The sequence below is a fragment of the Devosia sp. GW821-FHT12F11 genome (assembly GCF_058806655.1).
This window is the reverse complement of the sequence record NZ_JBXAPX010000006.1, coordinates 145,714-168,912: the sequence shown is the minus strand read 5'-3', so window position 1 is coordinate 168,912 and position 23,199 is coordinate 145,714. Positions and strand designations below refer to the sequence as shown.

At 64.5% G+C, this 23,199-nt stretch carries 26 protein-coding genes; 17 read left to right on the top strand and 9 right to left on the bottom strand.

Annotated features, from left to right (window positions below):
- Positions 1-10: 10 nt before the first annotated feature.
- Positions 11-607, bottom strand: coding sequence for a helix-turn-helix domain-containing protein (locus AC1ROK_RS18445; protein ID WP_492849576.1), 597 nt, complete (start codon positions 605-607; stop codon positions 11-13).
- Positions 608-770: 163 nt separating this feature from the next.
- Between AC1ROK_RS18445 and AC1ROK_RS18440 the strand changes: the two genes are divergently transcribed.
- Positions 771-1,376, top strand: a complete 606-nt coding sequence (locus AC1ROK_RS18440) for a TRAP transporter small permease subunit (protein ID WP_492849574.1) — start codon at positions 771-773, stop codon at positions 1,374-1,376.
- A complete protein-coding gene (locus AC1ROK_RS18435; protein WP_492849573.1) occupies positions 1,373-2,860 on the top strand; it encodes a TRAP transporter large permease in 1,488 nt (495 codons plus the stop codon). The genes AC1ROK_RS18440 and AC1ROK_RS18435 overlap by 4 nt, the downstream gene beginning before the upstream one ends.
- 157 nt (positions 2,861-3,017) lie before the next feature.
- Here the strand turns inward: AC1ROK_RS18435 and AC1ROK_RS18430 are convergent, their stop codons facing one another.
- Positions 3,018-4,136 (bottom strand): TRAP transporter substrate-binding protein, encoded by a 1,119-nt coding sequence (locus AC1ROK_RS18430; RefSeq protein ID WP_492849571.1) that lies wholly within the window; start codon positions 4,134-4,136, stop codon positions 3,018-3,020.
- A gap of 228 nt (positions 4,137-4,364) precedes the next feature.
- On the opposite strand from AC1ROK_RS18430, the gene AC1ROK_RS18425 reads away from it, so the two are divergent.
- From AC1ROK_RS18425 to AC1ROK_RS18410, 4 genes are all read left to right on the top strand, one after another.
- A complete protein-coding gene (locus AC1ROK_RS18425; protein ID WP_055882892.1) occupies positions 4,365-4,757 on the top strand; it encodes a COG4315 family predicted lipoprotein in 393 nt (130 codons plus the stop codon).
- 15 nt (positions 4,758-4,772) lie between these two features.
- Positions 4,773-5,279, top strand: a complete 507-nt coding sequence (locus tag AC1ROK_RS18420; protein ID WP_436092050.1) for a sigma-70 family RNA polymerase sigma factor — start codon at positions 4,773-4,775, stop codon at positions 5,277-5,279.
- Positions 5,276-6,094 (top strand): anti-sigma factor family protein, encoded by an 819-nt coding sequence (locus AC1ROK_RS18415; RefSeq protein ID WP_492849568.1) that lies wholly within the window; start codon positions 5,276-5,278, stop codon positions 6,092-6,094. Before AC1ROK_RS18420 ends, AC1ROK_RS18415 begins: the two co-directional genes overlap by 4 nt.
- A 219-nt stretch (positions 6,095-6,313) precedes the next feature.
- On the top strand, positions 6,314-7,078 hold the full coding sequence (locus AC1ROK_RS18410; protein ID WP_492849566.1) for an aminoacyl--tRNA ligase-related protein: 765 nt from the start codon (positions 6,314-6,316) through the stop codon (positions 7,076-7,078).
- A gap of 38 nt (positions 7,079-7,116) precedes the next feature.
- Here AC1ROK_RS18410 and AC1ROK_RS18405 read toward each other — a convergent pair whose 3' ends face one another.
- A complete protein-coding gene (locus AC1ROK_RS18405; protein ID WP_492849564.1) occupies positions 7,117-8,289 on the bottom strand; it encodes an alpha-hydroxy acid oxidase in 1,173 nt (390 codons plus the stop codon).
- 164 nt (positions 8,290-8,453) lie between these two features.
- Between AC1ROK_RS18405 and AC1ROK_RS18400 the strand changes: the two genes are divergently transcribed.
- Positions 8,454-9,026 carry a hypothetical protein gene (locus AC1ROK_RS18400; protein ID WP_492849562.1) on the top strand — a complete coding sequence of 191 codons (573 nt, stop codon included), beginning with the start codon at positions 8,454-8,456 and terminating at the stop codon, positions 9,024-9,026.
- Positions 9,027-9,069: 43 nt separating this feature from the next.
- On the opposite strand, the gene AC1ROK_RS18395 is transcribed toward AC1ROK_RS18400, so the two are convergent.
- Positions 9,070-11,673: a heavy metal translocating P-type ATPase gene (locus AC1ROK_RS18395; protein WP_492849560.1), complete on the bottom strand. Its 2,604-nt coding sequence runs from the start codon at positions 11,671-11,673 to the stop codon at positions 9,070-9,072.
- A gap of 130 nt (positions 11,674-11,803) precedes the next feature.
- Here AC1ROK_RS18395 and cueR point away from each other — a divergent pair, with 130 nt between their 5' ends.
- Positions 11,804-12,211: a Cu(I)-responsive transcriptional regulator gene (gene cueR, locus AC1ROK_RS18390; protein WP_492849558.1), complete on the top strand. Its 408-nt coding sequence runs from the start codon at positions 11,804-11,806 to the stop codon at positions 12,209-12,211.
- Complete coding sequence (locus AC1ROK_RS18385; RefSeq protein WP_492849556.1) at positions 12,198-12,611, top strand: GNAT family N-acetyltransferase; 414 nt, start codon at positions 12,198-12,200, stop codon at positions 12,609-12,611. The genes cueR and AC1ROK_RS18385 overlap by 14 nt, the downstream gene beginning before the upstream one ends.
- A gap of 40 nt (positions 12,612-12,651) precedes the next feature.
- Here the strand turns inward: AC1ROK_RS18385 and AC1ROK_RS18380 are convergent, their stop codons facing one another.
- Entirely contained in the window at positions 12,652-14,124 is a 1,473-nt protein-coding gene (locus tag AC1ROK_RS18380) for an NAD-dependent succinate-semialdehyde dehydrogenase (protein ID WP_492849554.1), read from the bottom strand.
- Positions 14,125-14,295: 171 nt separating this feature from the next.
- Here AC1ROK_RS18380 and AC1ROK_RS18375 point away from each other — a divergent pair, with 171 nt between their 5' ends.
- From AC1ROK_RS18375 to AC1ROK_RS18365, 3 genes are read left to right on the top strand one after another with little or no spacing between them, the layout of a single operon-like run.
- Positions 14,296-15,204, top strand: a complete 909-nt coding sequence (locus AC1ROK_RS18375; RefSeq protein WP_492849552.1) for an SMP-30/gluconolactonase/LRE family protein — start codon at positions 14,296-14,298, stop codon at positions 15,202-15,204.
- A 54-nt stretch (positions 15,205-15,258) separates the two neighbouring features.
- On the top strand, positions 15,259-15,495 hold the full coding sequence (locus AC1ROK_RS18370; protein ID WP_492849551.1) for a type II toxin-antitoxin system ParD family antitoxin: 237 nt from the start codon (positions 15,259-15,261) through the stop codon (positions 15,493-15,495).
- Positions 15,492-15,797: a type II toxin-antitoxin system RelE/ParE family toxin gene (locus AC1ROK_RS18365; protein WP_492849549.1), complete on the top strand. Its 306-nt coding sequence runs from the start codon at positions 15,492-15,494 to the stop codon at positions 15,795-15,797. The genes AC1ROK_RS18370 and AC1ROK_RS18365 overlap by 4 nt, the downstream gene beginning before the upstream one ends.
- Here the strand turns inward: AC1ROK_RS18365 and AC1ROK_RS18360 are convergent.
- The 4 genes from AC1ROK_RS18360 to AC1ROK_RS18345 all read right to left on the bottom strand — a co-directional run bounded on the left by AC1ROK_RS18360 (position 15,794) and on the right by AC1ROK_RS18345 (position 18,908).
- A complete protein-coding gene (locus tag AC1ROK_RS18360; RefSeq protein ID WP_492849547.1) occupies positions 15,794-16,015 on the bottom strand; it encodes a hypothetical protein in 222 nt (73 codons plus the stop codon). The genes AC1ROK_RS18365 and AC1ROK_RS18360 overlap by 4 nt on opposite strands.
- A gap of 167 nt (positions 16,016-16,182) precedes the next feature.
- Positions 16,183-16,587, bottom strand: coding sequence for a nucleoside diphosphate kinase regulator (gene rnk / locus AC1ROK_RS18355; RefSeq protein WP_492849545.1), 405 nt, complete (start codon positions 16,585-16,587; stop codon positions 16,183-16,185).
- A gap of 489 nt (positions 16,588-17,076) precedes the next feature.
- The gene (locus AC1ROK_RS18350) at positions 17,077-17,355 is read right to left on the bottom strand and encodes an acylphosphatase (protein WP_492849543.1); all 279 of its coding nucleotides are present in this window, start codon (positions 17,353-17,355) and stop codon (positions 17,077-17,079) included.
- A complete protein-coding gene (locus AC1ROK_RS18345) occupies positions 17,355-18,908 on the bottom strand; it encodes a UxaA family hydrolase (protein ID WP_492849541.1) in 1,554 nt (517 codons plus the stop codon). Before AC1ROK_RS18345 ends, AC1ROK_RS18350 begins: the two co-directional genes overlap by 1 nt.
- Positions 18,909-19,074: 166 nt before the next feature.
- Between AC1ROK_RS18345 and AC1ROK_RS18340 the strand changes: the two genes are divergently transcribed.
- The 5 genes from AC1ROK_RS18340 to AC1ROK_RS18320 all read left to right on the top strand — a co-directional run bounded on the left by AC1ROK_RS18340 (position 19,075) and on the right by AC1ROK_RS18320 (position 23,082).
- Positions 19,075-19,830 (top strand): GntR family transcriptional regulator, encoded by a 756-nt coding sequence (locus tag AC1ROK_RS18340; protein WP_492849539.1) that lies wholly within the window; start codon positions 19,075-19,077, stop codon positions 19,828-19,830.
- Between the two features lie 30 nt (positions 19,831-19,860).
- The gene (locus AC1ROK_RS18335) at positions 19,861-20,292 is read left to right on the top strand and encodes an RbsD/FucU family protein (RefSeq protein ID WP_492849537.1); all 432 of its coding nucleotides are present in this window, start codon (positions 19,861-19,863) and stop codon (positions 20,290-20,292) included.
- A gap of 105 nt (positions 20,293-20,397) precedes the next feature.
- Entirely contained in the window at positions 20,398-21,249 is an 852-nt protein-coding gene (locus tag AC1ROK_RS18330; RefSeq protein ID WP_492849535.1) for a fumarylacetoacetate hydrolase family protein, read from the top strand.
- Positions 21,250-21,449: 200 nt separating this feature from the next.
- Positions 21,450-22,013 carry a dihydrofolate reductase family protein gene (locus AC1ROK_RS18325; protein ID WP_492849533.1) on the top strand — a complete coding sequence of 188 codons (564 nt, stop codon included), beginning with the start codon at positions 21,450-21,452 and terminating at the stop codon, positions 22,011-22,013.
- A gap of 331 nt (positions 22,014-22,344) precedes the next feature.
- Complete coding sequence (locus AC1ROK_RS18320; RefSeq protein WP_492849531.1) at positions 22,345-23,082, top strand: FadR/GntR family transcriptional regulator; 738 nt, start codon at positions 22,345-22,347, stop codon at positions 23,080-23,082.
- The last annotated feature ends 117 nt before the right edge of the window (positions 23,083-23,199 follow it).

Here is a 23,199-nt window from a genome sequence, read left to right as displayed (position 1 = left end):
CTCGTGCTCCTCAATTGACCGTGCCGGTCGCTTTGCCCTTGATCGCCGGGTGCCCGCCGATCAGCAGGCGGTAGCGCCGCCCCTCGCCTTTCGGCGCAAACTCTCCGGCCAGCCCCGCCAGCATCGCGGTCAGCCGCTCGGCAAAGACCTCGACATCCTGCGGCGTGGCAAAGCCGACATCCGCCTCGATGGTGAAAGTGAGGAGCCTCGTGCCTTCGTCCGCTGCGGCGGCCTGCATCCGCGTCACCTCACGCACAGTCTCGGCCGAGCGCGCCACCAGGTGGTCGGCGGCGAACCGATCCTGCTTCTCCACCGCGGGCGGCGCTCCGAAGATCGACGGATCGACTACAAACGAGCCACCCTTGGCGACAAACAGCCGCTCGATGAAACCCCGCCGCTGCCGCTCACCGGCCGGCGCCACCAGCCCTGCCTTCTCCAGCGCATGCAGGTGATAGCCCACCTTCTGCCGCGGCAACTCCAGCGCTGCCGCCAGCGTCGCCGCCGAACCCGGCTGGCGCAGCAGCGCCAGCATCTTCAGCCGAAGCGGCGTCATCGCCTGCCGTGCCTTGCCTGCATCCTCGATCAGCGCCGGGGTCTCGTTCTGCATCTGGCGTTGCTACAATAGACGATTTTTCTTGTCAAATGTACCAACCCACAACAAACCGTCTCCATAGTGATTGACGCGACCTACCGACACATGTTGCCTTGCGGTCTGGACTTCGCCAGCAGAGCGGGCCGGACAGGAACGAGGGCCGGGGGAACCACCGCCAATGGCGCTGGCTTTGCGCTTCACGCGCATTATCGATGAATTGAGCCGCCTGGTCGGCCTTGTCGCCATCTGGCTGGTGCTGTTCTCGGCACTGGTCTCGGCCTTCAACGCGATTTTCCGCTATTCGATCAGCGGCATGATCTGGCTCGAGCGCAGCTATGGCGGCGGCGTGTTCGGCGGTCTGGTGTGGTTCTACACCCAGTACTCCAACGTGCTCAGCGAGTCGGTCTGGTACATGTTCGGCGGCATGGTGATGCTGGGCGGCGCCTGGACGCTGAAGCTCAACGAACATGTGCGCGTCGATCTGTTCTACGGCGCCATCAGCGAGAAGGCGCGGACCTGGATCGACCTGCTCGGCGGGCTGTTCTTCCTCTTGCCGCTTTGCATTCTTCTGATCTACTTCACCTGGCCGTGGTTCCTGCAGGCCTGGACGCAGAACATCATGTCCAACGCCGCCGGCGGCCTGCCGCGCTGGCCGGTGCGGTTGATGCTGCCGCTCGGCTTCAGCGTGCTGCTGCTGCAGGGCATCGCCGAGATCATCAAGTGCATTGCCGCGCTCACCACGGACTATGTCCGCGAGTTCGCCTACGAGAAGCCGCTGCAATGATCGACCTGATCCGCGAAAACATGGCGCCGATCATGTTCGGCGGGCTGGTGGTGTTTCTCATCATCGGCTACCCGGCGGCCTTCTCGCTTGCGGCGATCGGCCTGTTTTCCGGCCTCGTCGCCATCGAGCTGGGGCTGATTGCGCCGAACTTCCTGGGGAACCTCACCTACCAGCTCTACGGCGTGCTCAGTAACGAGCTGCTGCTGGCGATTCCGTTCTTCACCTTCATGGGGGTGATCCTCGAGAAATCCGGCCTCGCCGAGGATCTGCTCGATGGCTTCGGCCAGCTGTTCGGCGGCATTCGCGGCGGGCTGAGCTATGCGGTGATCATTGTCGGCGCCATTCTCGGCGCCATCACCGGTACGGTCGCCGCCTCGGTGATTGCCATGGGGCTGATCTCGCTGCCGGTGATGATGCGCTACGGCTACAATGTGCGCCACGCCACCGGCGTCATCGCCGCCTCCGGCACCATCACGCAGTTGATCCCGCCCTCCCTGGTGCTGATCGTGCTCGCCGACCAGCTGCAGCGCTCGCCGGGCGAAATGTATATCGGCGCCACCGGCGCCTCGATCGTCCAGGTCCTCTTGTTCATGGGCTGGGTGTTCATCCTGTCGATCATCCGTCCCGAGGATGTGCCGGCCCTGCCACCCGAGGCGCGCACGCTGCGCGGCTGGCCGCTGTGGAAGAAGATCATCCGCGGCACGGTGCCGAGCCTGGCGCTGATCTTCATCGTGCTCGGCACCATCATCCTTGGCCTTGTCACCCCGACCGAAGCCGGCGCCATGGGCGTCGTCGGCGCCGTTCTCCTCGCCTGGTTCAACCGCCGGCTGAGCTGGGGCCTGATGTGGGAGGGGATGAACTCGACCATGCGGCTCACGGCCATGGTGGTGTTCATCCTGCTCGGCGCCCGCGTCTTCAGCCTGGTCTTCCAGGGCGTCGGCGGCGGTCACTGGATCGAGCATATGCTGTCTCAGCTGCCGGGCGGCGTGGTCGGCTTCCTGATCTTCGTCAACATCTTCATCTTCGTGTTGGCGTTCTTCCTCGATTTCTTCGAGATCGCCTTCATCGTCATCCCGCTGCTGGCGCCGGTCGCCGAAGCCATGGGGATCAACCTGGTCTGGTTCGGCGTGATGATCTGCGCCAACATGCAGACCAGCTTCATGCACCCGCCCTTCGGCTTCGCGCTGTTCTACCTGCGCGGTATCGTCCCCCGCGACAAGGTGAAGACCCGCGACATCTACATGGGCGCGATCCCCTGGCTGGTGTTGCAGCTGATCCTGGTCGGCATCCTCATCGCGTTCCCCGAGCTGGTGACCTTCTTCCTCGACAAGGCGCCGGAGGTCGATCTCGACACCGTGCAGATCGTCCTGCCCCCCACCGGCGGCGAGGCAGTACCGTCCCCCACGTTCCAGGCGCCGCCTCCACCCTCGTTCGGCGCCCCCGCGCCGGGCTATGAGGCGCCACCACCGCCGAGCTTCAACTAACTGCGGCCCTGCCTCGCCCACCGGATCATTCCCGCGAAAGCGGGAACCTCCGTCCTGCAATGGGCGCCCCAAAAACAGAGATCCCCGCTTGCGCGGGGACGACCACCGAACGGCGGGTGGACGGAGGCGGTGGTTCGTACCACCGCCTCCCGCTTGCTTACATCGCGTTGCCTTCGAGGGTTCCGGCCCGCTGCTGGGCCTGCAGGAACGCGTCGAAGTTGAGTTCGGCCACCTGGTTCCACAGGTAGTGGTCCTTGCGGAAATCCTTGATGGAACCCCAGATCTTCTTGAACGCCGGGCTCGATGCCTCGAACTCGGCATAGGCCTCGTTCGACGCCTTGAAGGCCGCTTCCATGATCTCCGGGCTGAACGGCTTGAGCTGCGCTCCGGCCGCGACCAGCTTCTTGAGTGCCGTCGGGTTCACGTAGTCGTATTTGGCGAGCATGTCGTTGCTGGTCGCCTGGCAGGCAGTCTTCAGCACCGACTGGTAGGCCGGCGGCAGTTCCTCGAACTTTGCCTTGCCGATGAGCGCATGCACGGTCGGGCCACCTTCCCACCAGCCCGGATAGTAGTAGTAGGGCGCGACCTTCTGGAAACCGAGCTTCTCGTCGTCATAGGGCCCCACCCACTCGGCCGCATCGAGGGTGCCCTTTTCCAGCGCGTTGTAGATTTCGCCACCCGGCATCGGCGTCGGAATGACCCCGAGCTTGCTCATGATCGCCCCGGCAAAGCCGATCCGCATCTTGAGGCCCTGCAGGTCCGCGACCGAGTTGATCTCCTTGCGGAACCAGCCGCCCATCTGCGCGGCGGTATTGCCGCACGGGAAGCCGACGATGTTGTAATTGGCGAAGAACTCGTTCGACAGGTCCAGTCCGCCGCCGTGGTAGTACCAGGCGCTCATGCCACGCGCATTGAGGGAGAACGGGATGGCGGCCAGTGCCGCCCAGGCGACGTCCTTGCCGGAGAAGTAATAGCCGACAGTGTGCGCCATCTCGACCGTGCCCGCCGAAACCGCGTCCACCACCTCGAACGGCGGTACGATCTCGCCGGCCGCGAACACGTCGATGGTGAAATTCCCGTCGGTCGCCTCGCTCACATACTTCGCCAGCGTTTCACCGCCGCCATAGATGGTATCGAGCCCCTTGGGGAACGACGATGCCAACCGCCAGCTCACCTTGGGCTGGCTCTGCGCCAGCGCCGGTGCGGCAAGGGTTGTCGCTGCTGCGGCACTGGCGGTGATCGCGGTGGCCGACTTGAAGAATTCACGCCTCTTCATTCAGGTAGTCCTCCTTGGCTTGATGCCTGGCCGTCCCATCCGGCCTTGGGTCTAGATGAACAGGCGCCGCTGCGGCTGTCCACCCGCCGCGAACAGCCACGCTGTAGCAGCGTGATCAAATTCCTCGAGAAAATCGTTCGGCCGCGGGAATAAACCCCAAGCTGCGGTGTTGGAGACAATGAGGCGCGGCCCAATGCCCGTGCCCGCCAAGCCCAACGGAGGGACATCATGAAACTTGCAGTCACGCTCGGCGCTGCCGCGCTCGCCCTGTTCGCCACCGCCGCCATCGCCGAGGATTATGTCGGCGGCGCCATCAAGACCATGGAGATCGGCGGCAAGGAAGTGCTGGTCGGCGCCAACGACATGACGCTCTACACCTTCGACAAGGACGCCGTCGGCGTCACCAACTGCTACGACAAGTGCGCTGAGAACTGGCCCCCGCTGATCGCCGATGCCGGCGCCAAACCCGAGGGCGATTTCACCCTGGTCGATCGCACCGACGGCTCCAAGATGTGGGCTTACAAGGGCTGGCCGCTCTACTTCTGGGTCAAGGACGAGAAGCCCGGCGACACCACCGGCGACATGGTCGGCGAGGTCTGGCACACTGCCGTCGAGAAGTAAGCCGGCCAGAGCCACATGGACTTCCTGGATGAGATCGAGGCGACGGTTCCGGCGTTGCGCCGCTATGCGCGCGCGCTGACGCGCAATGCCGACCGCGCCGACGACCTCGTCCAGGATTGCCTCGAAAGGGCGATCCGCAAGCGGAGCCTGTTCGCCCCCACCGGGCCGCTGCAGGCCTGGCTGTTCCGCATCCTTATCAACCTGTGGCGCAACGACCTTCGCTTCGAGCGCCGCCGTGGAGAGCACGTTCCCATCGACAGCCTTGTTTCCGAACCCGCGGTGGCTCCGGCCCAGCCGGGCCGCATCGCCCTCGCCGAAATGTCCCGCGCCATCGACCGCCTGCCCGACGACCAGCGCGAGGCGCTGCTGCTGGTCGTGCTCGAAGGCATGAGCTACCAGGACGCCGCCGATGTTCTCGGCATTCCCGCCGGCACGTTGATGTCACGCCTCGGCCGCGCCCGTGCGGCGTTGCGCGCGTTGACCGGCAGCGGCGAGGAACCCAGATTGAGGTCGGTCAAATGACGAACCTCGCCCCCATTTCCGAAACTGATCTGCACGCCTTTGTCGATGGCCAGCTGCCGCCGGAACGGGCCGCCGAGGTCGAAGCCTGGCTCGCTGCCCATCCCGACAAGGCCGCCGAGCTGGTCAACTGGCGGCGCCAGAACGAGGCGCTGACCGCGCTGTTCGGCAGCACCGCCGACGAGACCGTGCCATCGCGGCTCGACCCGCACCTGATCGCCCGCTCGCCCGCCGCCACCCGCAGCTTCGGCTGGTCGCAGGCCGCCGCCGCGGCAGTGGTGACGCTGGCGCTGGGCGGCACGCTCGGCTGGGCCGGCCGGGATTACTTCAGCCCGCCGCCGCGCCAGGAACTGATCGCCTCGGCGGTCTCGGCACACGCGCTCTACGTCAAGGAGAACCGCCACGCCGTCGAAGTCGCCGCTGCCGACAGGGATCACCTGGTGTCGTGGCTGTCGAACCGCGTCGAACGCCCGATCAATCCACCCGACCTTGCTGCCGACGGCTTCACTCTGGTCGGCGGCCGGCTGCTGCCCGGCTATGGCGCGGAACCCACCGGCCCGGCCGCGCAGCTGATGTACGAGAATGCCGCACAGGAGCGGGTGACCGTCTACATCACCGCCGCCCTGCCCGACCGCCGCACCGACAAGGAGTTCACGGCGCGCAACAACCTCGATGCCTTCTACTGGGCCAACGACAAGATCACCTGCACGGTGGTCGGCGACCTGCCCGAAGCGCAGATGCAGGCGGTGGCAAAGAAAGTCTACCAGCAGCTCACCTGGCGTCCGGATGGCGCACCGGGCGGCGCCTGGGGCGTCTGACGCTGGTGCTTGCACCGCGGCACGCGCTCGCATAGGTTCGCGCCCATGTTCGAGCTTTTGAACATTGCTGCATCCACCGTTCCGGCCGCGCTCCGTGGCGCCGGTCGTCGAGGTATGGGCGTCTTCGGTTAGACGCGGGGGTCCGGCGTGCGCCGTCTCCGCCCACCGGAGACGTAAAGCCCGAACCACATCCCCATACCGCTAGAACGAGAGAGCAGCATGCTTTCCCTTTATGACGCCAACGGGCTCGTCCATTGGAACGAGCGCGAAATCCGCCTGCGCGACAGCGCCATCTCCTACATCTCGGCCGAGGTGACGGTCCTCCTCCGCTCGATCAACCCAGCCTGGGACATCCGCCGCGTCGAAGCGCCGATCCTGACGCCGCGCGAACTGATCTCATCCGCCTACGGCGCGGACGATGTCTACCTGCAGCAACGCAGCTCCGACACCGAACGTGAGCTGGTGCTTCGGCCCGAGACCACCCCCTCGACCTATGTCTACATGACGCACCAGCTCAACACTCATGCCCGAACGCGGCTGCCCTTCTGCGTCTGGCAGGCCGGCAAGTCGTTCCGCCGCGAGCAGGACCAGTCGACCCGGCACGTCCGGCTCAAAGAGTTCTGGCAGATGGAGTTCCAGTGCGCCTATGCCGCCGACACCGCCAACGACTACCACACGGCGGTGCTCGAACCGGTGCGCCGCATGATCGCCGCGGTGACCCGGCTGCCGACCCGCATCGTTCCGTCAGACCGGCTGCCGGCCTATTCAGAGATCACCATGGATATCGAAGTGGACAACGGCGACAAATGGATGGAGGTCGCCTCCATCTCGCGCCGCACCGATTTCCCGCAGAAGGCCGTGGTCACCGGCAAGGGCGGGACGCGCGAAATCGATGTGCTGGTGGTCGAGATCGCCATCGGCCTCGATCGCTGCATCTACAACTGGGCGATCGCCGACGAGCGCGAGGCGGCAGTCACCGCCTGACAAGCTGCGGGCGGGGAGCGGTCCCCGCCCGCGACCGTTCAATAGCCCTGCCGCTTCAGCAGGTCGTTCGAGTAGATGTTGTGGAGCCCGATATTCTTGACGTCGCGCTCGCCCATCAGGGCCATGGTGACGTCCATCTCCTTGTTGATGATCTGCAGCGCCCGGGTGACGCCCGCCTCGCCGCCGGCGCCCAGCCCGAACGCCATGGCGCGGCCGACAAAGGTGCCCTTGGCGCCGAGCGCCAGCGCCTTCAGCACATCCTGGCCCGAGCGGATGCCGGAATCCATCAGCACTTCGGTCCGGTTGCCCACCGCATCGACGATCTCGGGCAGCACCCGGATGGTCGAAGGCGCGCTGTCGAGCTGCCGGCCGCCATGGTTGGAGACGATGATGCCGTCGGCGCCGTTCTCCACCGCCAAGCGCGCGTCCTCGGCATCGAGGATGCCCTTGACGATCACCGGACCGCCGAAGCGCTTCTTGATCCAGGCGATATCCTTCCAGTTCAGCGTCAGGTCGAACTGCGTCGCCGTCCACTGGCTGAGCGATGCCAGGTCCACCGCCTCGGTAACGTGGCCGGCAATGTTGCGGAAGGTGCGCCGCTTGGTGCCCAGCATGCCCAGGGCCCAAGCTGGCTTGGTGGCAATCTCGAACAGGAATTTCGGGGTGATCGGCGGCGGCGCCTTCAGCCCGTTGCGGATATCCTTGTGGCGCTGCCCGAGGATCTGCAGGTCCATGGTCAATACCAGCACCGGGCACTTGGCCGCCTTGGCGCGGTCGATCAGCCGCTCGATGAACGGCTTGTCGCGCATCACGTAGAGCTGGAACCAGAACGGCTTGGTGGTGTTCTCGGCCACGTCCTCGATCGAGCAGATCGCCATGGTCGAGAGTGTGAACGGGATGCCGAACTTCTCCGCCGCCCGCGCCGCCTTGATCTCGCCGTCGGCCGACTGCATGCCGGTCGAACCGACCGGGGCGATGGCAACTGGCATGGAAACAGGCTGGCCCATCATTGTCGTCGCGAGGTTGCGGTTCTCGAGATTGACCGCCACGCGCTGGCGAAGCTTGATCTTCTCGAAGTCGGTGGTGTTGTCGCGATAGGTGCTCTCGGTCCACGAACCCGAGTCCGCATAATCGAAGAACATCTTGGGCACACGGCGCTTCGCGGCCTTCATCAGGTCTTCGATGGTGAGATACTTGTCGAGATTGGCCATGTGCGCCCCGGAGAAACCTTGGCGCTTTCTAGTTCTCTGACATGTCAGTGGTCAATGCGACGTTGGGCGTTCATCGGAACCGAGGCAAATCCGGTGCGGCCCCCGCCGTTCATCACCGCTTCATCCTCGGCGACGCAGGGTCCCCCGGTTTAACGGAGACTCACATGCGCATTGCCACCCTTGCCGCATTCGCCGCCCTTGCCTTCACGGTGCCGGCCCAGGCCGACTGCCTCAGCGACATCAAGGATATTCTCAACCGCTCCATGGCTTCCGGCCCCTACGCGATGAGCGTCGACTCACCAGAGATGAAGATGACGTCGAACGTCGTGCCGCCCGGCGGTTTCCATTCGACCATCGAAACGGGCGGCCTCAAGCAGGAGATGATCGTGCTTGATGGCAAGGCCTGGAGCAACATGGCCGGCCAGGGCTGGACGGCAATGCCCGAAGCGGTCGCCGCGCAGATCACCGCGACGGTGCTGAACGTCGCCGCCATGAACGAACAGATCAAGGCGCCGGAATGCCTCGGCACCCAGAACGTCGACGGCCGCGACCTCAAGGCGTTCAAGTACGACATGTCGATGATGGGCGTCGACAGCACCAACCAGTTGTTCGTCGACCCGGCAACGAACCTGCCCGCCATCGTCGAAACCAAAGCCACCGTCGGCGGGCAGACCAGTGAGACCAAGGCCGTCTATCGCTACGACCCGTCGATCACCATCAGCCCGCCGGCGATGTGAGTTTGGTCTACTGGGGCCGGTGCTTTCACCGGCCCCGCTGTGACTACAGCTTCGCCGAGTTCAGCCGCAGCGCGTTGGCGATGACGCTCACCGAGCTCAGTGCCATTGCCGCTGCGGCGAGCATCGGCGAGAGCAGCCAGCCGGTCAGCGGGTAGAGCACGCCCGCCGCCACCGGAATGCCCAGCGCGTTGTAGCCGAAGGCGAACAGCAGGTTCAGCTTGATGTTGCCGAGCGTCGCCTTCGAAAGCTTCCGCGCCTTGACGATGCCGCCGAGCTCACCCTTGAGCAGCGTGATGCCGGCGCTTTCAATCGCTACATCGGCCCCGGTGCCCATCGCCACGCCGACATCGGCTGCCGCGAGCGCCGGCGCATCGTTGACGCCGTCACCGGCGAACGCCACCGACTTGCCCTTCTGCTTCAGCGCTTCGATCAGCGTGTGCTTGTCCTCGGGCGCCATACCGGCCTGCACCTCGCTGAGGCCGAGCTCGCGCCCGACGGCTTCGGCCGTGCCCCGGGCGTCGCCGGTCGCCATGACCACCGCCACGCCATCGGCCCGCAGCGCCGCGATGGCTTCCTTTGCCCCTGCCTTGATCGGGTCCGACACGGTCACCACGCCGATCGCCACCCCATCATGGGCGACGAGGATTGCGGTCTTGCCCGAGCCCGCCTGCTGCTCGAGCAGCCCCGCCAGCTTGTCGTCGACCGCGATGCCCTGTTCCCCAAACAGCTTGAGGTTGCCGAGCAGCGCCAGCTTGCCGCCGACATTGCCTTTGATGCCGCGCCCGGTGAGCGAGGTGAAGCCATCGGCCTCGTAGACCCGCGCGCCCCGCGCCTCGGCGCCCTTGACCACGGCCGTGCCGATCGGGTGCTCGGAGTGCTTTTCGAGCGCCGCGGCGACAGCGAGCACGAAGCCTTCGTCGACGCCCTTCACCGGGATCACCTGGTCGAGCGTCGGCTTGCCTTCGGTGAGCGTGCCGGTCTTGTCGACGATCAGCGTGTCGACCCGGGCAAAGCCCTCGAGCGCCTTGGCGTCCTTCACCAGCACCCCGGCATGCGCGCCGCGCCCGGTCGCCACCATGATCGAGATCGGCGTCGCCAGCCCCAGGGCACACGGACAGGCGATGATCAGCACCGAGATCGCCGCGACGATCGCCTCGGCGAGGCCGGGGCCCCAGATCATCCACGCCGCGAACGCAACAATGGCGATCACCACCACCAGCGGCACGAACCAGTTTGCCACCTTGTCGGCCAGCGCCTGGATCGGCGCACGGCTGCGCTGCGCCTTGCCGACCAGTTCGACGATCTGGCTGAGCCGGGTCTCGCTGCCGACGCGGGTGGCCTGCATGACGAAGCTGCCTTCGCCATTCAGCGTCCCGCCGGTCACCGGCTCGCCCTTCAGCTTTTCCACCGGCACCGGTTCGCCGGTCAGCATCGATTCATCGACGAACGACTGCCCTTCGAGCACCTCGCCATCGACCGGCACAGCCTCGCCCGGCCGCACCCGCAGCCAGTCGCCGGCCCGCACCTCTTCGATGGGCACCTCGATATCCTTGCCCTGCCACACCTTGCGCGCCGTCTTCGGCGCGAGGTTGAGCAGCGCCCGGATCGCCTTGCCGGTGGCGTCGCGGGCCCGCAGTTCCAGCACCTGGCCGACGAACACCAGCGCCACGATCACCGCCGCGGCTTCGAAATAGACCGGCGGGACACCGTTCATATGCGTCATGCTCATCGGGAAGAACTGCGGGAACAGTACCGCCACCACCGAGAACAGGTAGGCCGCCCCCACCCCGAGCCCGATGAGCGTCCACATATTGGGCGAGCGGTTGCGCAGAGAATTCCAGAAGCGCCGGAAGAACGGCCAGGCCGCCCACAGCACCACCGGGGTCGCCAGCGCCATCTCGATCCAGGTGGCCAGCGGCTCGCCGATCCACTCACGCACCGGCAGGCCGACCATGCCTCCCATCGAGATGATGAGGATTGGGATCGACAGCCCGGCACTCACCCACAGCCGGCGGGTGAAGTCGATGAGTTCGGGGTTCGGGCCATCGTCGAGCGAGGCCACCATCGGCTCCAGCGCCATGCCGCAGATCGGGCAATCGCCCGGCCCGTCCTTGACGATCTCCGGATGCATCGGGCAGGTCCACTTGGTCCCTGCCGCGACCGTCGATGGATCGACCGGCGGCGCACCATGCGAGTGGCCATGGTGGCTGTGGTCGTGACCCGCATGATCGTGGCCCGCATGATCGTGGCCGCCGCCCTTAGCCGTGGCGCCGTGGTCATGCCCGTGTCCATCCCCGCAGCCGCACGCGTCGTCTTTCGGCGCGTTGAGATACTTCTGCGGATCGGCTTCAAACTTGCCAAGGCAGCCGGCGCTGCAGAAGTAGTAGCGCGTACCCTCGTGCTTCAGCATGTGCCTGGCCGTGGTCCGGTCCACCTGCATGCCACAGACCGGATCGGTTGCCGTCAGGTACTTTGCCGGCTCCGCCTCGAACTTCGTCTTGCAGCCGCCGCTGCAGAAGCCGATCTCACGTCCCTCATGCATGGTGCGATGCGGCGTCTTGGCCATATCGACGGTCATGCCGCAGACCGGGTCGCGGGTCACCGCGCCCCCTGCCCCGTGCGAATGCTTGTGTTCAACGTGATCCATGCTCGGCTCCTGTAGAACGTCTCCTGGCGGCTGAGCGCCGCTAAGACGCGACAAACGAAATCGTACTGGGCCCTGTTCTGCACCTTCCCATCATGGTAAGGTCAAGCACATTGTTCAGATAGGTGTTCCCATGCAGATCGGCGAGGCCTCCCGGCTTACCGGCGTATCCGCCAAGATGATCCGCCACTACGAATCCATCGGCCTCATTCCCAATGCCGACCGGCGCGACAGCAATTATCGCGATTACAGCCATCATGACATCCACCGCCTCGGTTTCATCCGCCGCGCCCGCGACCTCGGCTTCTCGATGGACGAGATCCGCGACCTGCTGCGCCTCTGGGGCGACACGCAGCGTTCGAGTGCCGACGTCAAGGCGCTGACCCAGAGCCACATCGCCGAACTCGACCAGAAGATCCGGTTGCTCGGCGAGATGCGCCACACCCTCGCCACCCTCGCCGACGCCTGCGACGGCGATCACCGGCCCGATTGCCCGATCATCGAAGGCCTCGCCGGAACGGAACTGCATGCAAGAAATTAAAGGCAACACTGACACCGGGATCGCCTATCGGCTCGACCCGTTCCCGAGCGAGGAAGAGCTGGCGCCGCTGTGGCGCGCCGCCTGGGGCGACGACTGGAACGGCGACCTCGCCTTCATTCTCACCCGCAGCCTGACCCATGCATGCGCCTATGCCGGCGACCGCATGGTCGGCTACGTCAACGTCGCCTGGGACGGCGGCGTGCATGCGTTCCTGCTCGATACGACAGTTGACCCGGCTTTCCAGCGCCGCGGGATTGCCACAGAACTAGTGCGGCAGGTCACGGACGCCGCCCGTGAACGCGGCGCGCATTGGCTGCACGTCGATTACGAAGACAAGCTCGACGGGTTCTACAAGGCGTGCGGGTTCAAGCCGACGGCGGCGGGGTTGATCAGGCTTTAGTTGGGCGAGCCTGGTTTGCACCGCTACTTCAGTCAGCCGTTCAAACGCTCAAGCACAGGTACTTGATATCGAGATAATCCTCGATCCCGTACTTCGACCCCTCGCGCCCATGCCCTGACTGCTTCACGCCGCCGAATGGCGCGACCTCGGTGGAGATCAGCCCGGTATTGATCCCGACCATGCCATAGTCGAGTGCCTCGGCCACCTCGAACACCCGGCTCAGATCGCGCGCATAGAAATATGACGCCAGACCGAACTCGGTGGCGTTGGCGAGCCGGATCACCTCCTCCACCGTCTCGAAGCAGAACAGCGGCGCCAGCGGCCCGAACGTCTCTTCGCGCGCCAGCACCATGTCGGCGGTCGCATCCGCCACGATGGTCGGCTCGAAGAACAGCCCCTGTTTGCGCTTGCCGCCAGTCAGCAGCCGGCCGCCCTTGCGCAGCGCGTCGGTCAGGTGCCGCTCGACCTTCTCCACTGCCTTCTCGTCGATCAGAGGTCCGGTGGTGATCCCCTCGCCGAACCCGTCGCCCACCCTCAGCTTCTCCACCGCCGCGGTCAGCTTCGCTGCGAATGCATCGTAGACGCCCGCCTGCACATAGATGCGGTTGGCGCAGACGCAGGTTTGCCCGTTATTGCGATATTTCGAGATCATCGCCCCTTCGACCGCCGCATCGAGGTCGGCGTCGTCGAACACGATGAACGGCGCATTGCCGCCGAGCTCGAGGCTCAGCCGCTTGATCTGCTCCGCCCCCTGCCGCATCAGGATGCGGCCGACCTCGGTCGAACCGGTGAAGCTCAGCTTCTTGACCACCTCGTTGGAGCAGAACTCCTTGCCGAGATCCGACGAATGGGTCGACGGCAACAGGTTGAACAACCCCGCCGGCAGCCCGGCCCGTTCCGCCAGGACGCCAATGGCGATGGCGGAAAGCGGCGTCTCCGCCGCCGGCTTCGACACCACGGCACATCCCGCCGCCAGCGCCGGCGCCACTTTGCGGGCCAGCATGGCATTGGGGAAATTCCACGGCGTGATCGTCGCCACCACCCCCACCGGCTGCTTGATCACGATGATCCGCTTGTCTTCCTGGTGGCCGGGAATGGTGTCGCCATAGACGCGCTTGGCTTCCTCGCCGAACCACTCGACATAGGCGGCGCCGTAAAGCACCTCGCCTTTGGCCTCCGGCACGGGCTTGCCCTGCTCGGCGGTCATGATCGCTGCGAGGTCGTCGGCGTTCTCTACCATCAGGTCATGGAGCTTGCGCAGCACTGCGGCACGCGCCTTGCCGGTCTTTTTCGCCCAGCCCCGCTGCGCCGCCTCGGCTGCCGTGATCGCGAGCTTGGCTTCCGCCACGCCGCAATTGGGCAGCACCGCCAGCACCGCGCCGGTCGAGGGGTTCGTCACCTCGAACGTCGTGCCGTTCTCCGCCGTCTCCAACCATCGCCCGCCGATGAAAGCGGCAGCGCGCAGCAGCGAGGGATCCTTGAGGCGGGCGTTGAGCGCAGCGGTGATCGGCATCGGAATTCTCCTTGAGGAGGAAGCTCGCACCTCATCCGACATGAACGCAAGTAGCCTTGCCCGGCTCCAGAACTTCCGATTGGATGCGCCGCAAAATCAGCGGAGCGTGGTCAGCAAGAGTTGTGAGGTTTTCGCAGTTCGACCGCGACCACCAGTATGGAGGGGGAAGCTATGGCCGGCGTCTATCAGCATCACGAGAAAGAGTTCGGGCACCTGATCCAGGGCAGCGCCAAGCTCGAAACGCTCTATTCCGATTGCCGCTGGGCCGAGGGCCCATGCTGGTTCGGCGACGCCAACCAATTGGTCTGGTCCGACATCCCCAACAACCGCATGATGCGCTGGACCCCCGACGGCGGCGCCTCGGTCTATCGGCACAATTCCAACTATATCAACGGCAACACCCGCGACCGCGAAGGCCGGCTGGTCTCCTGCTCGCATGGCGGCCGCAACGTCGTCCGCACCGAACTCGACGGCACCATCACCGTCCTCGCCGACAGCTATCGCGGCAAGAAGCTCAACGCCCCCAACGACGTGGTGGTGAAGTCCGACGGCACCATCTGGTTCACCGACCCGGGCTACGGCATTCTCTCGGACTACGAAGGCTTCAAGGGCGAGTTCGAGCAGGATGGCTGCTATGTCTTCTGCCTCGATCCGGCCACCGGCGTATTGAAGGTCGCGATCGACGATTTCGTCCGCCCCAACGGTATCGCCTTCTCGCCCGACGAGAAGCGCCTCTATGTCGCCGACAGCGCCTATAGCCACGGCGCCGACCTGCCGCGTCACATCCGGGTATTCGACGTCAACGCCGACAACACCGTCAGCAATGGTCGCGTCTTCTGCGTCACCGATACTGGGCTCCCCGACGGTTTCCGCCTCGACGACCGCGGCAATGTCTGGACCTCGGCCGGCGACGGCGTCCACTGCTTCAATTCATCGGGCGTACTGCTGGGCAAGCTCCTGACCCCCGACACCGTGGCCAACGTCGAATTCGGCGGCCCCCGCCGCAACCGCCTGTTCATCTGCGCCACGCAGAGCCTGCACAGCATCTATCTGGCGGTGAACGGGGCGACGCGGCCTTAGCTGGACGCGGCGGGCACTATCAGATACTATCTATTGGTATCGCAGAGAACCGAGATGTCCAAATCAACATCGATCGTCCTGGGTGACGAGTTGTCAAATTTCATCGATACCCAGGTTGCTAAGGGCCGCTATGGCTCAAGCAGTGAAGTCGTTCGAGCCGGGCTGCGTCTGCTTGAAGAACACGATGCAAAGCTGGAGGCTCTGCGGGCGGCGCTGATCGAAGGCGAGCGCAGCGGTACTCCGAGGCCGTTCGACTTTGACGCATTCATAGCGCGCAAGAGAGCACCGTGATTGCTTACCGCCTCAGCCCAGCGGCCGAGGCGGACCTCGTGGGCATTTGGGATTACACCGCCGAGCAGTGGGACAAGGATCAGGCCACACGCTATGTCGTGGCTATCAGGGATCGCCTCGATGGCATTGTTGCTGGGCGCATCCCAATGCGGTCCGCCGCCGATGTGAGGCCGGGATACTTCAAGTGTGCGGCCGGCTCACATATGCTCTATTTCACGCGTGCGGACAATCAAACGATCGACGTAATCCGCATCCTGCATCAAAGCATGGATGTCGCGGGCGTATTCCGAGACAGCCGTTAGCGCCGCCGTGGCTTCAGCCGCGTCACATTGTTGCCGAGCCGCTGCCGCACCACGGTGCGGGGCGGCACACTGGTGCTGCGCACGGTGTCGGCGAACCAGTCGTCCTCGACGAAGGCGATGGTGTTGGAGCTGAGGTCGTAGCGGATCGCCAGTGCTTGCCCAGTGGTTGAGCGCATGCCGGTGATCGCGGCGGAATGGTGGGCACGTTGCTGGGCCATGGGAGCCTCCGAAGTGCGGCGCGGCCAGCTTGGCCGCAACACTTCATTAACCAGCCGCGATGCCCGGTCGATGACGGTTGGGCCGCACAATTGTGACAGTCCAACCGTCTGGTTTTGTTGATTGAACCGACCGCGCAGCCGAGCGCTGGGCGACCCGTAGCCGCGAATCACGCCTGCGGCTCGACCGCCGTCACGGTCAGCACGTGCTTGTTGCCGTCGCGCGCTTCCCAGGTGATCGACTGCCCGACATCAAGGCCGATCAATGCCGTGCCGACCGGGGTCAGCACCGAGATCTTGCCCTGGGCGATGTCGGCATCGACCGGATAGACCAGTTGCACGGTGCGCTCTGCGCCATTGTCGGGCCGATAGGTCACGGTCGAGCCCATCCGCACCACGCTCGAGCCGAGCTTGGGGGTCGGCACAACGCGGGCGCGTTCGATTTCGTACAAGAGATCGTCGGCCGCATCGGAGCTGTGTCCGCTGCCGGCCAGCGCCAGGGCGATGAGTTTGCGATGGTCGTCCTCGCCGAGGACGATACGCGGTTGCAGGTCATAGCGACGCATGGATTGCATCTGAGAAAAATTCCTTTCGATGCGCGAACGTCGGCGGGCTTCGCCCGCGACGGTTCACGCTGCTGTTTTGGGATGTGGCGCCTGGTTGGTGAACCCGAGCGGAAACCGCCGCGTGGGTTCGGGATGCCCCAGACCCGGCGGCGCCTAGGCGCGGATCATGGGGCTATATGCCTGCGACCGGGGTTTCCCGGCGCGGTGCCATAACGGTGATGGTCGCGAAGCAAGACATGGCATGAATGTAGGGGGTCCCGCCGCAAAGTCAAATCGAGCGGAGCGCTGCCTGCAACCCCGCCACCAGGCGCCGCCCCAAACTCGCTGTCATCCCTGCGAAAGCAGGGACCAATTATCCGCTGGCGCGGGCGGTGAAATGGGTCCCTGCTTTCGCAGGGATGACAGCCGGTGGGTGGGGCACAACCATAACTTACCCCATATGCCCGAAAGCGTGGATTGTGGGCCACTCCGGCTCGAAAGCGCAACAAAATGAGAGTCTCACGCCGTCGGCAGCGAACTGAAGCCCGGCGGGATCGGGCCTTCATAGGGTCCGGTCCGCACGTCGGTCACCGCGGCGGCGGGCGGGCCGGCGTTGAGTTCCATCAGGATGTGCTGGATTTCGCCCTCATCGCCGGCAAACACCGCCTCGACCGTGCCGTCACGCCGGTTGCGGACCCAGCCTTCGAGCCGCAACGCTGCGGCCTCGCGCTCGACGAAAGCGCGAAAGCCCACTCCCTGCACCCGTCCAGTGATCACCACGTGGACGGCGCGCCGCATCAGAAGGTTGCACCGATCTGCCAAGGCACGAACTCGTTGTCGCCGTAGCCCAGGAGTTCCGACTTGCTCTTTTCACCCGAGGCAACGGCAAGGATCTTGTCGAAGATCTCCTGCCCCTTCTGTTCGAGCGAGCCGCCCTCGACCACTTCGCCGCCATTGATGTCCATGTCGTCGATCATCTTGTGATAGATGTCCGAGTTGGTGGCGATCTTGATCGAAGGCGTCGGCTTGCAGCCGTAGGCAGAGCCACGGCCGGTGGTGAAGCATAGTATATTCGCACCACCTGCGACCTGCCCGGTCGCTGAAACCGGATCGTATCCGGGCGTATCCATGAACACGAACCCCTTTTCGGTCACTGGATCGGCATAGTGATACACTGCATTGAGCGGCGTTGTCCCGCCTTTTGCAGCAGCACCCAGAGATTTCTCCAGAATAGTGGTGAGTCCGCCGAGTTTGTTACCCGGCGACGGGTTGTTGTTCATTTCCATGTTGTTACGATCGGCGTAATCTTCCCACCAGTGGATGATATCGATCAGCTTCTCGCCGACCTCGCGGTTTTTGGCGCGCCGGGTGAGCAGGTGCTCGGCCCCATAGATCTCCGGCGTCTCGGAGAGAATCGCCGTGCCGCCGTGCCGCACCAGGATGTCCGCTGCGACGCCCAGGGCCGGGTTGGCGGTGATGCCGGAATAGCCGTCCGAGCCACCGCACTGCAGCGCCAGCATCAGCTCCGACGCCGGCACCGTCTCGCGCTTCGCCTTGTTGACGATCGGCAGCATGGCCTTCACCGCCTCGACGCCGGCTTCGACGGTTTTGCGCGTACCGCCCACTTCCTGGATCGTCATGGTGCGGAACGTCTCGTTCTCGGTGACCCCATAGGCCTCCTTCAGCCGCGGGATCTGGAAGCCCTCGCAGCCCAGCCCCACCATGATCACCCCGCCCATGTTCGGGTTGGTGGCATAGCCCCAGGTGGTCTTCTTCAAGATGTCGAAGATCACCCCGCGATAGTCGATGACGCAGCCATTGGCCTGCTTCAACGCCACGATGCCATCGACATTCGGATATTGCTCGAGAATGCCCGAGCGCTCGACTTCCCGGGCGATGAACCCGGCCACGGTGGTCGAGCAGTTCACCGAGGTGAGGATACCGATATAGTTGCGCGTGCCGACCTGGCCGTTCGAGCGTCGGAAGCCCTGGAACGTCGCCCGCTGCGCTTCCGGCACGAAATCCACCGGCACGATGCCCTCGCCGAAGGCGTAGTCACGTTTGAACGCGCCATGCTCCTCGCCGATCGTCACATTGTGCTCATGCACCCATTCGCCCGGCGGGATATTGTCCTTGGCGAAGCCGATGATCTGCCCGAACTTGACGATCGGCTCGCCGGCCGCGACCTGCCGCACGGTGAACTTGTGGCCCTTGGGCACGCGCTTGGTGGTGGTGACTCCCTGCGGCGTATCGGTGCCGACATCGAGATTGCTCAGCGCCACCGCGACATTGTCTTGGGCGTTGAGCAGCAGCGTCTTGGCGGCAGCGGGGCGGGACATGACATCGGACATCGGGGGCGGCTCTTTTGATCCTGGATTCGGGGCAGGAACAGCCGACACCACTCAAAACCACCTCAAAACCATTGTACGCCCGAGACGGCTCGCTTGCGGCGGAAAACCACTCGGGTGACAAGCAGGTGCGATTGAAAAGCTCCGGCAGTCCAACTAACATGTTAGCATGAAGACCGAGGCAAGTCCCTACCATTTTCTCAGCGCACCGGCGACACCGACGCGCGGCAACGTCACGGTGTTCGTCACCGATACGCTGCGCCAGGCCATCGTCTCGCTCGATCTGAAGCCCGGCGAAGTGATCGACAAGGGCGCCATCTGCGAGCGCCTCGGCGTCTCCCGCTTCCCGGTTTCGGAGGCGCTGGCTCGCCTGCAGGCCGAAGGCCTGGTCGATATCCTGCCGCAGCGCGGCTCCACCGTGTCGCTGGTCCGCATCGCCGACGTGCTGGAATACATGCTGATCCGCAAGGCGCTCGAAGCCGAAGCAGTGCGCGTCGTCACAGGCAACCACAGCCCGGAACTGATTGACACGCTGCAGCGCAACATGAGCTACCAGCGCGCCGCCGTGGAGATCGACGACCAGAACGGCTTCCACGAGCGCGACCTTGAGTTCCACGACATCATCTTCGGCGACATGCGCTTCACCAAGGTGAAGGGCGTCATCGAGAACACCCGCGCCAATCTCGACCGGGCCCGCCGCCTGATCCTCACCCCGCGCCGGTTGAGCGTCACCCTCGCCGAGCACCAGAAAATCCTCGACGGCATCACCGCCGGCGACGCCGCGATCGCCTCGGCCGCCATGCGTGCGCATATCGACTCGGTGATGGCCGAGCTCATCGCCTTTGCCGTCGAGCACGCCGAGCTCTTCGCCGATGGCCAGTTGCTGCGCGAGGATCCGGCATACTCCGCCTTCCCGTTCGGCTGAACGGCAACAAGACCACCAAGGGAGAACCTCATGCTCAAGGGCATTCCGCCGATCCTCGGCCCTGACCTGCTCTACATCCTGCGCGCCATGGGCCATGGCGACGAGATCGCCATCGTCGATGCCAACTACCCGGGCGACAGCGCCGGCCCGCAACTGGTGCGTCTCGACGGCATCAGCGCCACCGACGTGCTCGACGCCATCCTCACGGTGATGCCGCTCGACACCTTCGTCGACGAGCAGGCCTTCGGCATGGAAGTGGTCGGCGACGCCAAGAAGCGCGAGCAGACCCACAAGGATTTCGACAAGCTGATCAAGAAGCACGAGCCGGAGATGAAACTCAGCCTGCTCGAGCGCTTCGCCTTCTACGAGCGCGTGCACGGCGCCTACGCGGTGATCCAGACCGGCGAGCGCCGCCTCTACGGCAACGTGCTGCTCAAGAAGGGCATCGTCCGCCCCGAATAGCGAGATCGCGCCCGATGCCGCGCACCGAACGGATTCGACCATCGTTGGCCTCGACTCCGCGCGGGTCTGGCCCTATCCCCCTAGGCCAAATCTGAGGAGCATTACATGAAACTTCTGCGCGTCGGCGCCAAGGGCGCCGAAAAGCCCGCCATCCTGCACACCGACGGGACCTATCGCGATCTCTCGTCCGTGGTGCCCGACATCAACGGCGCCTCGATCGGTGCCGAGGGCCTGGCCAAGATCAAGGCGGCCGACCATGGCAGCCTGCCGGTGCTCGACAAGGGCTCGCGCATCGGCCCCTGCGTCGGCAATGTCGGCAAGTTCATGTGCATCGGCCTCAACTATGCCGACCACGCCGCCGAGACCGGCGCCGCCATCCCAGCCGAGCCGATCCTGTTCATGAAGGCCACCAGCGCCATCATCGGCCCGAACGACGACGTGATCCTGCCCAAGAACACCCTGAAGCCCGACTGGGAAGTCGAGCTCGGCGTCATCATCGGCAAGGAAGCCAAGTATATCGAGGAAAAGGACGCGCTGGACTACGTCGCCGGCTACTGCGTGGTGAACGATCTTTCCGAGCGCCACTTCCAGACCGAGCGCGGCGGCCAGTGGACTAAGGGCAAGTCGGCCGACACTTTCGGCCCGATCGGCCCGTGGCTCGTCACCAAGGACGAGATCAAGGACGTGCAGAACCTCGGCATGTGGCTCGACGTCGATGGCCACCGCTACCAGGACGGTTCGACCAAGACCATGATCTTCGGCGTCGCCCACCTTGTCGCCTATCTCAGCCAGTTCATGAGCCTGCAGCCGGGTGACGTGATCACCACCGGCACCCCACCGGGCGTCGGCATGGGCCAAAAGCCAGAGCCGATCTGGCTGAAGCCGGGCCAGACCATGAAGCTGGGCATCGAAGGCCTGGGCGAGCAGCAGCAGAAGACCAAGGCCTACCCGGCCTGAGGGTTTGCCACTGAGTTTTGAAGGGCGTCGGTCGCAAGACCGGCGCCCTTTGCTTTGGGTGCCGAAGCTCGCTGACCGCCGCCGCCGCCGGTGGCTGGCGGCACGCACGGCAAGCGCATCACTTAAGCAGCCTACTAACTATTGACTTCCAGCCCGGCTTCGCTTTAGTTAAGCCATGACTTAACCAATGAGGACCAACCATGCGCAAACTCAAGATGCACCTGCATATCTCGCTGGATGGCTATGCCTCCGATGCCGCTGGCGGCTTCCATTGGGTGACCTACAACGACCACATCGCTGCTCGCGCCAAGCAGCTGACCGCCAATGCCGATGCCGTGGTCTTTGGTCCCAAGACCTACAAGGGCATGCAGGGCTACTGGCCGAGCGTCCCGAACGATCCCGACGCCACCCCTGGCGAGCGCGCCCATGCCGACTGGATCGCGCACGCCACCAAGATCGTCGTCTCCACCAGCCTGCCCGAAGCCGAGGCCAGTTGGGAAACCTCCCTTCTGCTGCGGGATCCCGCTGAGCTCACTGCCATCAAGCAGCAGCCGGGCGACGACATCGTCAGTTTCGGCAGTCCCCTCCTCGTCCGCAGTTGCCTCGAGCGCGGCCTGATCGACGAGTTGCACCTGTTCCTCAACCCGATCCTGCTCGGTGGTGGCCAGGGCGTCTTCGGTTCCGGCATTGAGAGTAAGCTTCGCCTGTTGGAAGCCACACCCCTGCCCGATGGCGTCGTGGCGCTGACCTACACACCGAACTGAGGCAGATCACCCTGCTCCTGCGCCGGTCGCCGGCAGGTTTTTCACAGCCTCGCAGCACCTGCTGCGGGGTTTTTCGGTGTTCCACATTCACTCGCGGCTCACCCTTGCTAACATGTTAGCATTCAATGATTTTTCCGCGCCATTTGATATCTGTGCAATCGTTGTCAGATCAATTTGAACTACTATTTGTCATACCAGTCGGCGTCACAATCTCGCATAAGCTTCCATTGCGGGGCTATTGACAGCCCAAAACACTGAAACTACCGTGCCGCTGGTCCTACAAATGTAGGATTGAGGGATCTACTACAGCTCGTGTCGAGGCAATCCGGTCATGACGGCCAGGAGCAATGTCGTTCGGCTGAAACAACGTGGCGCGCGCCAGAAACAGGGCGCCGTGCACCTCTACGATTCCGCCGTCGAAACCTTGGTCGGACAGATCAAGGCGCTGATCGACAAGCGCAATCTCGGGGTCGGCGATCCACTGCCGTCGGAGCGCGAACTGGGTGAGATGTTCACCTCGTCCCGCACCACGGTGCGTGAAGCGATGCGCATCCTCAAAGCCTATGGCGTGGTCGACGTCCGCCCCAAGGTGGGTGCGGTGATCATCGACCGGCGCATGGATGCGGTGTTCGAGCTCTATTCGTTCAACACGCTCGAGCTGAGCCGGCAGACCTTCCTCGACACCCAGGGCTTCCGGCAGCTGATCGAGGTCGGCGCCGTCGACCAGTTGTTCGAGCGCGCCACGTCCGACGACATCGTCCGGCTGCGCGAGGCCAACGACGCCATGCGCGAGGAAGAGCAACTGCACCTTGCCGCCCAGCACGACTTTCGCTTTCACGCGACGCTCGTCGGCATCCTCGGCAACAAGCAGGTCAACGAGATCTATCGGATCATGAAGCCGGTGATGCTCAAGATCATGGAAAGCGGCGTCAACCGCATGAAGACCCATGGCGTCAGCTTCGACGAACACGGTGGCATCGCAGATGCGCTGGAGAGCCGCAACCGCTTTGCCTTTCAGTATCGCATGAGCCAGCACCTCGAAGCAGGACTGGCTTTGTTCAAGGAGTAGCTACCGAGCGTGTTGAGGAAGGTCGCTCGCGCCTTCCGGTTCGACCACGCGACCACAAGGACTCTACGGATTGGCGACGCCGAACGGCGTGCCGCATGGGCCGCTAACGGCCCCGAC

Coding starts and splice junctions, on each gene's coding strand:
- AC1ROK_RS18445 (WP_492849576.1), bottom strand. CDS start 607: ATGCAGAACGAGACCCCGGCGCTGATCGAGGATGCAGGCAAGGCACGG.
- AC1ROK_RS18440 (WP_492849574.1), top strand. CDS start 771: ATGGCGCTGGCTTTGCGCTTCACGCGCATTATCGATGAATTGAGCCGC.
- AC1ROK_RS18435 (WP_492849573.1), top strand. CDS start 1,373: ATGATCGACCTGATCCGCGAAAACATGGCGCCGATCATGTTCGGCGGG.
- AC1ROK_RS18430 (WP_492849571.1), bottom strand. CDS start 4,136: ATGAAGAGGCGTGAATTCTTCAAGTCGGCCACCGCGATCACCGCCAGT.
- AC1ROK_RS18425 (WP_055882892.1), top strand. CDS start 4,365: ATGAAACTTGCAGTCACGCTCGGCGCTGCCGCGCTCGCCCTGTTCGCC.
- AC1ROK_RS18420 (WP_436092050.1), top strand. CDS start 4,773: ATGGACTTCCTGGATGAGATCGAGGCGACGGTTCCGGCGTTGCGCCGC.
- AC1ROK_RS18415 (WP_492849568.1), top strand. CDS start 5,276: ATGACGAACCTCGCCCCCATTTCCGAAACTGATCTGCACGCCTTTGTC.
- AC1ROK_RS18410 (WP_492849566.1), top strand. CDS start 6,314: ATGCTTTCCCTTTATGACGCCAACGGGCTCGTCCATTGGAACGAGCGC.
- AC1ROK_RS18405 (WP_492849564.1), bottom strand. CDS start 8,289: ATGGCCAATCTCGACAAGTATCTCACCATCGAAGACCTGATGAAGGCC.
- AC1ROK_RS18400 (WP_492849562.1), top strand. CDS start 8,454: ATGCGCATTGCCACCCTTGCCGCATTCGCCGCCCTTGCCTTCACGGTG.
- AC1ROK_RS18395 (WP_492849560.1), bottom strand. CDS start 11,673: ATGGATCACGTTGAACACAAGCATTCGCACGGGGCAGGGGGCGCGGTG.
- cueR (WP_492849558.1), top strand. CDS start 11,804: ATGCAGATCGGCGAGGCCTCCCGGCTTACCGGCGTATCCGCCAAGATG.
- AC1ROK_RS18385 (WP_492849556.1), top strand. CDS start 12,198: ATGCAAGAAATTAAAGGCAACACTGACACCGGGATCGCCTATCGGCTC.
- AC1ROK_RS18380 (WP_492849554.1), bottom strand. CDS start 14,124: ATGCCGATCACCGCTGCGCTCAACGCCCGCCTCAAGGATCCCTCGCTG.
- AC1ROK_RS18375 (WP_492849552.1), top strand. CDS start 14,296: ATGGCCGGCGTCTATCAGCATCACGAGAAAGAGTTCGGGCACCTGATC.
- AC1ROK_RS18370 (WP_492849551.1), top strand. CDS start 15,259: ATGTCCAAATCAACATCGATCGTCCTGGGTGACGAGTTGTCAAATTTC.
- AC1ROK_RS18360 (WP_492849547.1), bottom strand. CDS start 16,015: ATGGCCCAGCAACGTGCCCACCATTCCGCCGCGATCACCGGCATGCGC.
- rnk (WP_492849545.1), bottom strand. CDS start 16,587: ATGCAATCCATGCGTCGCTATGACCTGCAACCGCGTATCGTCCTCGGC.
- AC1ROK_RS18350 (WP_492849543.1), bottom strand. CDS start 17,355: ATGCGGCGCGCCGTCCACGTGGTGATCACTGGACGGGTGCAGGGAGTG.
- AC1ROK_RS18345 (WP_492849541.1), bottom strand. CDS start 18,908: ATGTCCGATGTCATGTCCCGCCCCGCTGCCGCCAAGACGCTGCTGCTC.
- AC1ROK_RS18340 (WP_492849539.1), top strand. CDS start 19,075: ATGAAGACCGAGGCAAGTCCCTACCATTTTCTCAGCGCACCGGCGACA.
- AC1ROK_RS18335 (WP_492849537.1), top strand. CDS start 19,861: ATGCTCAAGGGCATTCCGCCGATCCTCGGCCCTGACCTGCTCTACATC.
- AC1ROK_RS18330 (WP_492849535.1), top strand. CDS start 20,398: ATGAAACTTCTGCGCGTCGGCGCCAAGGGCGCCGAAAAGCCCGCCATC.
- AC1ROK_RS18325 (WP_492849533.1), top strand. CDS start 21,450: ATGCGCAAACTCAAGATGCACCTGCATATCTCGCTGGATGGCTATGCC.
- AC1ROK_RS18320 (WP_492849531.1), top strand. CDS start 22,345: ATGACGGCCAGGAGCAATGTCGTTCGGCTGAAACAACGTGGCGCGCGC.